Raw genomic sequence first — 13392 nt, 5'->3', positions numbered from 1 at the left:
GGGCTAAACCTTAATGGGTAACAGATTGATTTCGCTTTATCTACTCAAGTTCAGTATTGTAACTTGGCTCCTAGTCTATGGATTAACAGGAATCGTATCAGCTCAGTCTGCTCGATCAGCGCCCCCACAATTGGAGGTGGTTAAAAGCGGGCTGAAAGGGTACGTCATGAGTCCTGATTCCGTGGCTATCCCCAACTCAGTAGTTTCCCTATTTCGACTGGATTCGAGTTTGGTAAAAACAACGCAGGCGGATTCATCCGGACTTTTTGAATTTAACCAGGTACCGTTCGGTGCGTTTCTTCTTCGGGCTACCCGCCTGGGATACAATCCGGTCAATCAACCCATTGTTGTTCGTGATACGCTGGCAGTCACCTGGGTTAATATCACCCTGGAGCCTTTAGTTAACAAATTAAACGAAGTTTTAGTCAAAGAAAAACGGCTGCCCTTTGAGGTATTATCGGATCGGATTATAATCAATGTAGCGTCTAATCCGGTTTATTCGGGTGGAAATGCCCTGGAAGCACTGGCTTCAGCACCCCGCCTAAGTGTTGACCCCATCACCAAATCAGTCTCCATTGATGGTAAAAGCGGAGTCATCCTCTATCAGAATGACAGTCAGGTCAATCTTCCAAGTGATCAGGTAATTGGGTATTTGCAAACGCTGCAGGCCAGTGCCATTTCACGAATTGAAGTATTGACCAATCCCCCCGCCCGGTATGATGCTGGCAGTAGTGGGATCATACTTATTTATACGAAAGGGATTCGTAAAGACGGGGTAAACGGTGAAGCGTCCTTATCAGTTGGGGCAGGCCGTTATTTTAAATCGAATGGCTCTTTAAATCTGGCGCTTCGTTCGGCCCGCCTGCAGGGCACCATTCTATACACACCTGGCTTTCGTCCAACCTACTACAGTTGGAAATCGGATCAGATACTCACGGCGTCGACCGTATCGCAAGCTGGATTTTCACACAGTGATCAGTTCAACCAGATCGATAACTTAAGCCATACCCTCCGAACGGGTTGGGATCTGACACTTTCTAAATCGTTAACACTTGGCACCGTTCTATTGGGGAGTCAAATGAACGATACCGACAATCCGACGTCAACGCTGAATTTCCGGTTACCACAGGCAAACGCTTCAAAAACTCAGATTGATGCGCGTACTCAGAATCAACGGCGCATTGCCAATTTTGCCGCCAATATTCACCTACGAAAACAGTTTAAAGACGGTAAAGCACTGCTTTCCACTGACGTTGATTACGCGCATCATGTCGATAATGCCAAAGCGACTTCCGCTTTTACTCAGCTTTTCCCCAAGCCACTGCCGACCGAATCGGTACAAATACGGTATCCCAGCGCGATTAATATTGGAACGGCGAAAATTGATTTCTCGACCAATTTCACAAAAGCCTGGGCCTTCGAAGCCGGTCTCAAGTACAGTACCATACGTATGCAAAACTCACCCGCCATCGATCAGTTCTCGGCGGGATTTGCCCCGCTTATTTCCTTGCTGGCTACTTCGTATCGCTATCAGGAAAAAACCCGTTCGGCTTATGAAAGCATGCGTTTTACCTGGTTGAATTGGGCAGTGGTGGCAGGATTACGGCTGGAACACACTAATTATGAAGGGGTGTCCGGCGTATCGTCTGTCATTCGTCGTACGTATACGAATCTTTTCCCTACCTTTTCCCTCCAGTATCGTTCCAAAACCGAGTATCAATCAAGCTTTTCAGTCAATCGCCGGATAATCCGGCCGGGGTTTGATCAATTAAACCCGGCGTATGTTTTTTACGACCCCCTCACGTTGTATTCGGGCAATCCGCTTTTATTACCTCAGTTAACGACTACCTGGCAGCTCTTCGCCTCAACCCCTAAACAAACGTCGTTAACGGTTCTCTACAGTCACACCCGTAATAGGATCGCTGAAATAGTTTACCGGTATGACTCCCTGCAGGCTACCACCCTGGACCGGAATATTAACTTCGATTGGGAGCGTCGTTTCGCAGCAACGCTATCGTGGCCTTTGCGGTTATCAACCGCCTGGCAGTTGCAGGCTACCCTTACCGGGGCTTATTCCCAGTTTTACGGGACGTTTGCCGATCGTCCTACCCAAACCAGTCAATCCACGGCCACCGTTCGTTTAAACAATACGTTTAAAGTCAGAAAATGGGATGCCAACCTCAACATAACGTACCGTTCGCTGGCCTTAATCGGTTACATGTATTATGACCCCATTGCCTTTGTGGACCTGGGTCTGCAGCGATCACTTACAAAGCAATCTACCCTGAAATTAGCGGCTACGGATATATTTCATTCCATGCTCATTCAAAACTACGGTGACTATTTAAATACGCATATTATCTTTCGGCATCGGTACGAAAGCCAACGTATCATGTTGACTTATTCTGCTCAGTTTGGTAATACAAAGGCTAAGCGTGTGAAAGAGGGCACTTTCGGTTCCGATTCCGAACAGGAACGACTGGGAGGATCGTCTTCTAGATAGGAAAAAGCTTTTATTGAATACGATGAAACAACTATTATGCATTGTTTGGCTGATCGTTAGCAGTATGACTGCGGTATACAGTCAGAAAAATCCGTTTCCAACCGATAGTCTCGACAGATATATCCAAAAAGGGATGTCGGATTGGCAAATTCCCGGATTAGCCATTGCCATTGTAAAAGATGGAAAAATTGTTTTCATGAAAGGGTATGGCGTGACGGCCGTCGGCTCAACCAAGCCAATTAATGAGCACACAATTTTTCAAATAGCTTCGCAGTCAAAATTATTTACTTCTACGGATCTGTGTTTACTGGAAGAGCAGAAAAAAATTTCACTGTCCGATCCGATTCAGAAATACCTGCCTTCGTTTGCCATGCAGGATGAAGACGTTTCTAAAGTGGTATCGATTCATGATTTGCTGTCACATCGGCTTGGGTTCAAAAATTATCAAGGTGATTTTGTATTCTGGGATACAGATCTGTCTCGTCAGGAAGTAATCAGTAGCTTGCGGAAGCTCAAGGCTCCCTACGTGTTCCGACAGGATTTTGGTTATTCGAATGCCGCTTATGTGGTAGCCTCCGATATAATCCCGAAAGTTACGGGGATGAGCTGGGAACGATTTACGGAGAAGACATTGCTGGAACCCCTCCAGTTAAAGGATACTCATATGTTGTCGGTTGGGATGGACAAACTACCTGACGTTGCTCATCCATCGACAACGTGTTGCTCCTCGGACGGCAAACTCGTTTCGCTTCCTTTTGATAACCTGGATAATTTAGGGCCCGCTACGGGCATGATTTCGAGTTGTTCAGACATGGCCAAATGGCTTATGTTTCAACTCGACAGTGGCCGGGTAAACGGGCGGCAGGTTGTCCCTTATTCGGTGATTGAGAAGACCAGAACGGCTTCGACCATCGCCAGTCAGGACCGGATGTCGGCCTTCCCGTTAGGCTTTCAATTTTACTGCTTGGGCATGGGGCTAATTGATTACGCTGGCCATTCGGTATTTGCTCACGCGGGTGGCTCAAACGGCTATCGGAACAACGTGACCTTTGTCCCGGCTAAAAATTTAGGTATTGTCATTCTCACGAATCAGGATAACCAAAGTTTTCACGATGCCCTTCGATTTCAATTACTGGATGCCTATTTAGGGGTGCCCTACGTCAATCGTAGTTCGTACTACCTGGAACGGGCTAAGAAACGAGACGCAAAAAGTCAGGAAAGTATTCAGCTCTTGGCCAAACGGGTCAATCAGAAAGCCAAAAATCCAATTCCGATGACCGCCTTTGTAGGTACATACCGGAACGAACTTTATGGAACACTGACTATTTCAGCACCAACCCCGGGGAGTGGCCAAACGGGCTTAACCGTTCGATTTGAGCATCACAAAAAGTTGCTGGGTACGTTAGACTTTATGGATGGTCATGAATTTCGACTTACCTTATCTAACCCTCGTTTCGGTATCTTCCCCGTTATGTTTTCGGTTACGAATGGAGCCGTTTCCGGGCTCGAATTAAAGGATACTGATTTCGTCGATCATGAAACTTACCCATTTAAGAAAGTATCGGTTAAGCAAAAAGGTTAGCCTTGGCTAACCTTTCTTTTAAAGAGGACTTAACTATCTCGTTCATCAAGGTACTGATTCCAGTCTTCCTCATCATCATCCGAGAACTCCGAATCGAAATCGGATAATTCCCTGAATCCAATAAAATTAATTTGACCTTCCAGCCAGCAACGTGTTGATTCGGGGGACATAAGTTGGCCTTCTTGGTTCACATTGATCCAGATGGCCCGGCCATAATAAACCGAGCCCGTTCCAAGCCATTGCCAGCCAGGTGGTAGTGGGGGCTGAGTGAGGACATCGCCATTCATGATCGCCCGATCACCGCACGGATGATGGAGAAAAAAACCAATCTCAACGGTACCGATCCAACGGCTGATATCCGACAAGGAATCCGTTAGCTCAATTGGATATACCGACTCCAGGTAAGGATCGATTAGCCAGGCGGAAAATAAAGGCTGCATAGTTGCGGACGTTTTACTGGTACTTGACGAGTATAAAAGTAACGATGAGCGGCAATTACCTGGTGAATAAAGGTCCTAAACGAACTTAACGCGCAGTCGAAAATACCACTCGGTTTAGGTTTGTCTAGAAACACTGATTACGACCGTCTTATTCGATTTGTTGGTACGGGCTTATCGGTAGTGACCGCTGGCTTCACCCGTTCTTTGGGATCGACGGGCTTACCCGATGGAGGGACTGTTTGTGAATTTTGCGGCACTGTTGCTGGTGTATCTTTCCGAATTCGCTTGGCTCCATCTTTTGGTAATTCATTATTGACAGCTCCCTTCTCATATTGATGCAGCGGTAATCCCGTTGGCCCAACCTTCACGGTTGATTTTTGATTGGCTATGGCAGCCGGGTCGTTTTTGAATTGAGACTGTAATTTTACTAGCCACTCGGGTTGAAGCGTAATGGGTTCATGTTGCCGGTTTTCAGGCCGGTTAGCCCTTATTTTGTCAATTTCCTGCTGAATCTTATCGGCTTTTACTTTTAAGTCATCATTAAAATCTTTCTCCACCGAGCGGTTCACGTAAAAGTGATTGTCCGTTAGGCGGATTTCTTTGGTTAGATTTTCCGCCCGTATCAACATCGGTCTGTTATTGGGAATATCGACAGTAATTTCAGTATCGCCCAAATACGTTTTCCCCACTTTAACTTTAGCTTTCGTCTCGTCAACTAAATGGCCCTGATTCATAACCGAAACAATTCGCTGGGCTAGCTCATCGGGCGATTTACCGGGCGGGGATTCCACGCCCTTAGGCAAGGTTAAACGTAGCTGATTTGGATTGCCTGTCTTTTGATTGCCCTCTGTCATATACGCTTGCCAGGCTGGGTCCGGTTGACCAGGCAGTTTCAAGCTACCCATGTATTGAATATTAAAGCGTATCCCCGAGAAGTCATTATCGTTAGCTAAGATGAACCGTTCGGGTTTTATGGTATCAATGATTTTTTGCAACGTGGGCAGTTGCAGACCACCGGGCTGCCCCCCTGTTGATACATATAGCCGATCGCCAGCTTGACGGGGCGGATGTAGCTGGTAGTGAGAGAGGGCGTCGATGGGGTTTTCGGTAATAACAATTTCCCGGGGTTTTACGCCTGGAATAACGTTGGATAACCAGACACTATCGTGTTTGGGAGAGACGAGCATATTATGACTGGCATTGCGCGTGTTGAGGGTCACGATGTGTTCCATATTTCGCATAGGGAATGCCGTGTTGATGCCGGTATAGCCGTTTTTCGTCTCAAACGGGCGTTGCACAATTTGGCCTTTGAATTCTGGCGCATCGATGGTCTTATCCTCAATATGACGACTATATAACCAGTTGCGTTGTTGCAATGGCTCAATGTTGAGCAGTCTGGCCGTTGTAGTCTCATCCAGCTGACGAATGTCCTTCAAGCCAATGGGCCGGATCGACTCATGGGACGTATAGACATTACCTACCATGGGACTAAGGTGAGCGTGCAACTGTTTCCAGCCATCCCGGCTACCCAGATCCAGGTTTAATTTATTGGATACCATGTTGATGATCGTTCCCCGGTCTCGGTTATCCTGAAACGATTTATAGGCATAATGTCCGGTTTCCTGTACCCGGTGCACGGTGATCTTACGCCCGGTGGATTCCTCTTCCAGAGCCGCCCAGTTTTTACCGTGTTTCCCCTTAATCGGTTGCCAGCCCTGATCAATGAGATACGTCACTAAATTGATATCCGATTTATACCGATCGGTGAGGGAACGCTCCTCGGCAACCCGACGATCGTAAGCATCTTGTCGGCTGGTACGTTGGGCTTCCTGCGTTTGAGTTGACATGGCGATTCAATTTATAACAGGGAAAAAGGGACGGGATAAAGCCCTTACGGACGATGTCCTTTAGGCGGCTTTACGTCTGTTTTGGGTTTACTAACTTTAACCTTTGCTGATTTCGCCTCTGCATCGGACTTCACCTGGGCTGGTTTGGTTGTTTGGTCAGGTCGTTTGGTAACCGACGCCGTCGTCGTTTGCTTTTGGGCTAACGGAGGGATGGGACGGGCAGCTGTCTGGAGATCAGTTGCGCTGGGGGGTACGTCAACTTTTTTGTTCAGCGCCTTCATTAAATCAAGGTTCAAAAGACGTTGAACGGAATCGGGTGTTTGTTGAAGGATAGGAAGGAGCGGTTGATTTTTTCCAATCGCTTTATCCAGTTGCTGACTGAGCTGAAGTAAAGCTTCTGCTTCAGTTCTTGAGGCCATGATCGGTAGCGCGAATAACTTACCGGTTTCGGGAGCCTGAGCAAGCTGGGGAAGTTTTATCGATAATACGTATTTAGCGTTATCGGCCTGCGGGATAACCAACACTTCAACCCCATTAGGGTGAGCTTGCGTTGTTTGCCTTATTCCCTTCTCGGCGTAACTCAAACTATCCAGTAATGGCGTAGCTGAAGTAGACCGTTCACCAGCTTGTGAGGTAACGAACTGCCTAGTTTTTGGAACCTGTTCAAGCTTGGGCGGCTTGATGCGTTCAAACTTAAACCCTCTCTTGGAGGCTGCCAGACGAACAAAGGCCGAAAACGTCTGGTCATCTTTTTTCATGTTATTGATGCGAATTGAGTATCCTTCCCGTAGCCGCTCTTTAGCGGACGGATCAATCGGTACGCCCAGCAACTTGTCCGGTATCGGAAATTTATCGGTGTTGATCACCGTCATTTTTTGCGTTTCCGGATTAATGCCAATGATCCCTCTAAAGGGTTCATTAGAGGTTGGGTCGATGAGTTGAACGGCGCGCCCCATATCTCCGTACCGCTGGAGATTTTCTTTGTCATTAGGGCTAAATTGGTGACCTAAGTAATTATCTCTCAGTTGTAGCCGCGCCTGCACATGCATTACGTTAATTGATAAACCCCGCGTTGGATGATTAATTACGCTGAGCTTGGCGGCATCGCCATCCTTTAACGGAATGATGTTGGTTTGTTTACCGTCCAATAATTTTTTTATCTCAAGGCCGACCGGTGCGGAAACTAAATTCGACGATAAGTCCAGGTGAGCGGCTAGAACTGGACGCATCTGTTCTATCGTATAGCGTTTACCTATCAACGTTGATACATCAATTGGAGGAGTATTCTCGACGGTGCTATCCATTCATTTAATATTTTGTATATAACGTGAAATTACAAGCTCACTCGTTTATAATAGCGTTTTATACCCGTTTCCTACCGTATCCCGCTTTTACTGAGGCAATCGGTTCAGTAGGTTTCGTATTTTTATCCGTCTTTGCTACTGGCTCATTTTGGCGTGCGGGGCTTGGCGGGGTAGCCGTACGCGCGGGCGTTTTTCCCTCTGACAACGACGAAAATTTTTGATCAGCTCGTTTAATTTCCTCTGCTGTCGCAGTTATTTTGGGTGGCAATACTACCCCATTTTGTTCCTTTCGATAATCCAGAATTTCCATCTTAGCCTGTGCTCTGGGACTTTTCAATTCCTGCCCATGGGGGATACGGTTTAGGGGCCTCCATTCTACCGGTGAGTCACTCGCCTTATTTACCCGAATCATATCCTGATAGGTTAGTGCGCCCGCTGGCTTGCGAACGACCTGGCCTTTTTCATCCTTTGCCGATACGACCGTTTTCTTCCATTGTTCGTCGGCCGCCTGACGAGCTACCTGTTTGGGCGTTAATTCAGCGGGTTGTGGCGCATTTCGTTGCGTATCTCGTTTTTCCTGGAGGGCGTTGAGAGCCGCCTGGTTGACAGGCGTAAATTTCAACCCTCGTTTATGGGCGGCCACCTGAACGTCGGCCGTAAAGGGCTTGCCATCCAGACCCGTCATGTTTTTTACCCGGATAACTCCGTGGTTTTTCAGCGTCTGTTGCTGTTTGTCCGTAATGGGCACGTTCCGAAGAACGGTTGGTGGTACGAATCGTTCTTGCCGAAAGACAGTCAGCCGATTTGTCTGGGGATCATAGCCCACCAATCCCATAAACTGTTGATTGGTCTCTTTGTCCGTCAATGGGACGGGGCGGCCTAATTCACCGGTTCGTTGCAGACGGATATGATCTTCGTGCGTGAGCTGGTAGCCCAAAAAGCGGGGGGCCGGCGTTCGTTCTAGTTGCCGTGGAATCATTTCAACGCGCGGACCTTTACCCGGATCGTCATAGACAAATAAACGGCCCTGAACCGGGGTAGTGGTCCCGTTGCCATCCGTTTGATTCAGAGTCAGGCTGGAGGTACGCCGGGCATTTAATAGTTCGCGCATATCCTCCGGCGATAAGCTTTCCTTGCGAATGCCCAGCGGTTTAAGCTGCATTTCCAGCTGCTCCCAAGTGAAGCGGTTTCCGGTTTCCAGCGGACGCGGGTTAATGGGTTTTTCGACCCTGTTTAAGCTGTTATAATCTGTAGAAGCCATGGTGTCGGTATTGATTGAAATTGTTAAGGGTGACGGCGAACAGTGGGTTGTTTTGGCCGGTCCGCCGGTGCGGTTGGCTTTACGGAGTTGGATGGCCCTTTTTTCGCTTTGGTCGAATCCGCGTTCTGCCGTGTATTACCAGCTGGTTTTTGCTCAAGATTCCCAGTCTGGTTTTGCGTTATTCGAGTCGATCCATTTTTTGAAACGACGCTGGTATCCGTTTGGGTCTGGGGCTGGTAGCGGGCTTTGGCTTTCTCCAATTCATGAGGCTTTGCTTCCTGTAGGCTAATTCCACCGATTGGCGGATTTCTTTCCAGTTTTGTCAGTAATCGGGCCTGTTCGGACGGTGATAGAAGTGTATTGTCCTGAGGTTTCATCGTAAGCGGCACGTATGCCTTTGAAAGACCATCATTTTTGACAGCAACGGAATCCGAATAGGTCAGATCTTTAACTTTTTTACGCTGCTCGAGCCCATCCCCCGTTTTTACGTCGAGGGTCGTATTGAGCCACTTCTGATTATTCTCTGGCGTCAGCGATTTTAGATAAACAACAAACCCTTGATTCGGCTTTTCATCACTTGCCGACTGACTTTGTAAAGGGCCTTGTTTGATGTTTTGTGGAATCGTTTCACTCTGCTTTTTGCCGATACGATCCAATCGAAACTGACCCTCCACCGCTGAGAATTGTAGCGTTGCCGCATAAGGCTTTTTGTTATCGCCTAGCAGTCCCGTTAATGTGATTTGTTTACCGTCGCGCAGCAGCTCCTGCTGCTGGGGGGTCAATGGCTGACCCTTAACCTCAGCGGGCACTTTTATAGATTCTTTATCAATGGTGCGCAGTATTTTAGCCACCGGATCATAACCGACCAGAACTTCCCGTTTGGTAGCGGTTTGAGCATCCGTGTACTCAACGGGGCGGTTAGCCATGCCTGTCCTTTGCAACCGCATAATGTCTTCTGTATATAAGTTAAGCCCCTTCGGCACAGACAACGAGGTTTTGAGTTGGGGCGGCTCAATATGAACCTGGGGCCCTTTACCTGGAATCTCAATGAGAAGCAGTTTCCCCTGGGCGGGAGCTACTATACCGTTTCTATCCTTTATGGTGAAGGATACGTTCGGGTGCGTAGCATAGCCATCAAGTAATAATGCTTTGTTCATTGGATCAATTGATTTTTCTGAAATGCCCAGTTTATCCATCTGGGGCTTGATCTGTTCCCAGCTGTAGCGCTTTTCCTGGTTCACGTAAGCGGCCTGCTGCCGAAATGTCTCAGGTACAATAGGTTGGGTGTGGGTTTGTTTATCTGAGACCAGGCTATGAGCCCTTTCCCCGGATACGGTTGGCTGATGAGCTGCCGTCGATTTGAGCCCATCAGTAGCTAATACTCGTGCCGGTGAATTGGTAACAGCCGTTGTAGAAATAGTTTCTGAAGGTCTGGTTTGCTGACGCGTCTCCAACCGGTCGAGCAGTTTTATAGCCAGCTTGTCCAAAAAATGATCCATTATGCGGGACACCATCGATTTTGGCCCAGCTTCTGAAGCTGCGGATTGACCGTTTTGACGGATGGGGGGATCTACGCTTAATTTTGGTCCAGGCCGCTCTGAATCGACTTGTTGAGACCGGGCATTTGCGCTTGCAGTTGGTTTTGGGTCAATCGATTGATTGGCCGTCACTTTCTGAACGTCGGCCTGGTTGATCCCAGCAGGACGCGTTCGCCGATCGAGTTCCCGAATTAATTCCTCAAGTGACAGCTGATTGGCTTTTGATGAACCATCCGGCTTAGTTGGCTCGTCGGTTGCTTTTCGTTTAAAACCAAAGTTCTCTCCCTTAAATAGTTTGTCCATCAGGTCCTGAACAATTTTATAATTATTCAGAAAATTGGACACCATACCCCCTTCCGTTAATTTCAATTGAAGGATTTTCGTTAATAAGCCCCCTGATGATTCTCCTTCATCAGCTACCCGTTTAGCCGGTGCTGTGATAGGCCCTTTTTCGCCGGGCAAAGGCAATGATGCATCCCCTTCCGTTGCTGGACGTCCAGGAATGGCTGGCGATTTTACCGAATCAAAAGCGACATTAGCGGGCTTGCCGGTTAATTCCTTAACGTCCTGCTCCGTCGGAGCATTTACTGCCCGTTTCTGATCCAGAACAGGTTCCGCTGAATCGAACGCTTTTTTCAGGCGCTCTAACAAATCAATGTTCTTTACCGCTTCGCCCGGGGGTGGTAATGTTAGCGGCGTTTCTCCCGATTGATGATTCCGAACCACATTCATCAAACTAACCATATCAATTGGCGTACCAGGTCCGTGCTGTACGACGGCAGGAAACTGTTGAGTTGTTTCTTTCAACTCCATCAAGTAGTCCGTAACCCGCTGCTGCACGTCAGGCTGTCTGGTCGTATCCAACTTTTCGACCAATTGATGCATTTGATGCCGAGTCGTATTTTCGTTGAAAATCGCTCGGGATACTTCCTCATTGCTTAAATAGTTATCGCCTTCAAGATACTGTCGTAATTGACGAGCGTGGGCTGGCAATGCCAAACTCATTTCCGTTGTTTGAATACCCTCTGCTATCCCTAATTGCGTGGCATCGGACCGGCTCCGTTCACTGGCCATGTCAACGCGCCAGCTTTGTGAATCATTCGGCAATAGTCCTTGATCCTTCAGGCCCTGACGAATCGGCTCATCCACTAAACCCGGTAGTTCAATACTTCGGGTATAAAGGAGTTCGAACTGGGGATACATCTCCCCCTTACGTGCTAAGGTCGTATCAACGACTGCCTCACTAACAGGCTTTATCGCATGGGCTGGTAGTTCCCCTGCGTAATCGTTTAGGTAACCAGTTATTGAGGCAGGAATCTGACCCCGTTGAAGACCCTGCTGCTCAGCTTCTGATAAGGGACTTTGCTGCTGTTGAACGCGTTGCTGGCGAAATGGCTCCAGCAATTCCTGCATGATCGGGTCCTGCGTGTAAAGCACGGTTAGTAAATCATCGGACGGCCGGGCATCCAGGGGCTTTCCCAACGCGGCTGCCCGTTCCTGGGCGGCCATATCATTATTAATGATTGTTGCCAAGGGAACGTAGAGATTGGCCGGTAGTCGATTGTCATTTTCTTGCCGATACGTTAAAATCGGCTGGGGCAATTGGCCACGCTGGGCAAAAGCCGACAGGTCAGCAACCGTTAGGTCATGGGCAGATTCTGGCACGGGTTGAGGTTGCATCTTGGATCAGTACGTTAAGTGATTCATGGGAAATAATGGTCAATAACTAATGAAGATGTAATAATACTATACAGAAAGTTCGATAACTTTGAGAATGAAAATCATTTTTTTTTCGGTCACGTTTAGGCGCTTATGAATCACTCGCTCATAACTTTATTTGTTTCCTTCTGTATTGGCTACGGAGGGGTACTTGGCACGGCTCAGGCTCAGGTAATTTTTAAAGTTGATTCACCCATTAAGCGCCATCAGAACCTTATGCCTCAGCGCCAGGAAGCTGTCGAACTCGACGAACCGATGGCCGTTGATGTGGACTCTGCAGACAATCCAATACCTGAGCAAAACGCAATGGGTAACTCTCCAAAGCAGGATAGTATTGATGGATACGGGAAGCAATTTTCCCCTCCCTTAAATCGTCCGGTTAACCCCAAACAACGATTTTTGGTAACCTACATGGGTAGCCCCCTGAAAAGCGATACTAGTTCTCAAAGCCGGTATCGATTAGCGCCGATTGAGTTTAATGCTGCCGATTCAAGTAAACGGAATCCATCGGATAATCGGACTCTTGCCCCTCGACGGTTTGTGGATCAGGATTCGATTATGGTTGCGGTTTTGGAGGATTCCCTACGGCGTATTCGTCAACAACTGATACCTCTTGGCCAGACAAGTAAAGCGTCGGCTAAATCAGCCTTTGATTTATACCGGTCCATTCCGTCAATATTACCCGTTCGACTACGCTCTTATGAGGACTTCCGAATTTCGTCTGCGTATGGCCTACGCGTTCATCCGATCAGTGGTCGTTTACAGAATCATGCCGGTATTGACTTACCCCAACCTCGCTTTACGGCGGTTTACGCCACGGCCGATGGCGTTGTTGACCGGGTTGTCTGGCAACCTGCCGGGATGGGGCTGGCTGTTTATATCGTACACCCCTCAGGGTATCAAACTGGCTACGGTCACCTCGAAGACCATTCGGTACTAGTGGGAGAGGTTGTTCGCCGTGGACAGGTAATTGGCCGGGTCGGATCGACGGGCTTAGCTACGGGGCCACACCTTCATTACACCGTTTTAGCGGGTACCCAACCTGTTAATCCGGCCTCGTACTGCTTTTTGCTACTAAATGCGTTAGACGAATCTAAATCCAGCGTTTCCCGTTACGGCCGGTCATCAGGTTCTCAACGGAGAAAGTAGTCTCCTTTTTTCGAAGACCCAAAAACGCATTCCTATCGGATAAAATACA

8 protein-coding genes are annotated in these 13392 nt (G+C 48.0%); 3 read left to right on the top strand and 5 right to left on the bottom strand.

Annotated elements, in window-relative coordinates:
- The first annotated feature begins 13 nt into the window (after positions 1-13).
- On the top strand, positions 14-2503 hold the full coding sequence (locus tag ACYVGR_RS30120; protein WP_460963685.1) for an outer membrane beta-barrel protein: 2490 nt from the start codon (positions 14-16) through the stop codon (positions 2501-2503).
- Between the two features lie 22 nt (positions 2504-2525).
- On the top strand, positions 2526-4085 hold the full coding sequence (locus tag ACYVGR_RS30115; protein WP_460963684.1) for a serine hydrolase: 1560 nt from the start codon (positions 2526-2528) through the stop codon (positions 4083-4085).
- Positions 4086-4114: 29 nt separating this feature from the next.
- Here ACYVGR_RS30115 and ACYVGR_RS30110 read toward each other — a convergent pair whose 3' ends face one another.
- The 5 genes from ACYVGR_RS30110 to ACYVGR_RS30090 all read right to left on the bottom strand — a co-directional run bounded on the left by ACYVGR_RS30110 (position 4115) and on the right by ACYVGR_RS30090 (position 12155).
- Positions 4115-4525 carry a hypothetical protein gene (locus tag ACYVGR_RS30110; protein ID WP_460963683.1) on the bottom strand — a complete coding sequence of 137 codons (411 nt, stop codon included), beginning with the start codon at positions 4523-4525 and terminating at the stop codon, positions 4115-4117.
- Positions 4526-4662: 137 nt separating this feature from the next.
- Entirely contained in the window at positions 4663-6372 is a 1710-nt protein-coding gene (locus ACYVGR_RS30105) for a toprim domain-containing protein (protein WP_460963682.1), read from the bottom strand.
- A gap of 44 nt (positions 6373-6416) precedes the next feature.
- Positions 6417-7676, bottom strand: a complete 1260-nt coding sequence (locus ACYVGR_RS30100) for a hypothetical protein (protein WP_460963681.1) — start codon at positions 7674-7676, stop codon at positions 6417-6419.
- A 58-nt stretch (positions 7677-7734) separates the two neighbouring features.
- Positions 7735-8937 (bottom strand): hypothetical protein, encoded by a 1203-nt coding sequence (locus ACYVGR_RS30095; RefSeq protein ID WP_460963680.1) that lies wholly within the window; start codon positions 8935-8937, stop codon positions 7735-7737.
- Between the two features lie 23 nt (positions 8938-8960).
- Complete coding sequence (locus tag ACYVGR_RS30090; RefSeq protein ID WP_460963679.1) at positions 8961-12155, bottom strand: DUF3945 domain-containing protein; 3195 nt, start codon at positions 12153-12155, stop codon at positions 8961-8963.
- A 132-nt stretch (positions 12156-12287) separates the two neighbouring features.
- Here ACYVGR_RS30090 and ACYVGR_RS30085 point away from each other — a divergent pair, with 132 nt between their 5' ends.
- Positions 12288-13343, top strand: coding sequence for a M23 family metallopeptidase (locus ACYVGR_RS30085; protein ID WP_460963678.1), 1056 nt, complete (start codon positions 12288-12290; stop codon positions 13341-13343).
- Positions 13344-13392 lie beyond the last annotated feature (49 nt).

The sequence above is a fragment of the Spirosoma litoris genome (assembly GCF_054776755.1).
Note: the sequence above shows the minus strand (reverse complement) of the source record. Positions and strands in the feature narration are given on the sequence as shown.

Excerpts from the sequence above, each read along its gene's own strand:
- ACYVGR_RS30120 (WP_460963685.1), top strand. The coding sequence starts at position 14 with ATGGGTAACAGATTGATTTCGCTTTATCTACTCAAGTTCAGTATTGTA.
- ACYVGR_RS30115 (WP_460963684.1), top strand. The coding sequence starts at position 2,526 with ATGAAACAACTATTATGCATTGTTTGGCTGATCGTTAGCAGTATGACT.
- ACYVGR_RS30110 (WP_460963683.1), bottom strand. The coding sequence starts at position 4,525 with ATGCAGCCTTTATTTTCCGCCTGGCTAATCGATCCTTACCTGGAGTCG.
- ACYVGR_RS30105 (WP_460963682.1), bottom strand. The coding sequence starts at position 6,372 with ATGTCAACTCAAACGCAGGAAGCCCAACGTACCAGCCGACAAGATGCT.
- ACYVGR_RS30100 (WP_460963681.1), bottom strand. The coding sequence starts at position 7,676 with ATGGATAGCACCGTCGAGAATACTCCTCCAATTGATGTATCAACGTTG.
- ACYVGR_RS30095 (WP_460963680.1), bottom strand. The coding sequence starts at position 8,937 with ATGGCTTCTACAGATTATAACAGCTTAAACAGGGTCGAAAAACCCATT.
- ACYVGR_RS30090 (WP_460963679.1), bottom strand. The coding sequence starts at position 12,155 with ATGCAACCTCAACCCGTGCCAGAATCTGCCCATGACCTAACGGTTGCT.
- ACYVGR_RS30085 (WP_460963678.1), top strand. The coding sequence starts at position 12,288 with ATGAATCACTCGCTCATAACTTTATTTGTTTCCTTCTGTATTGGCTAC.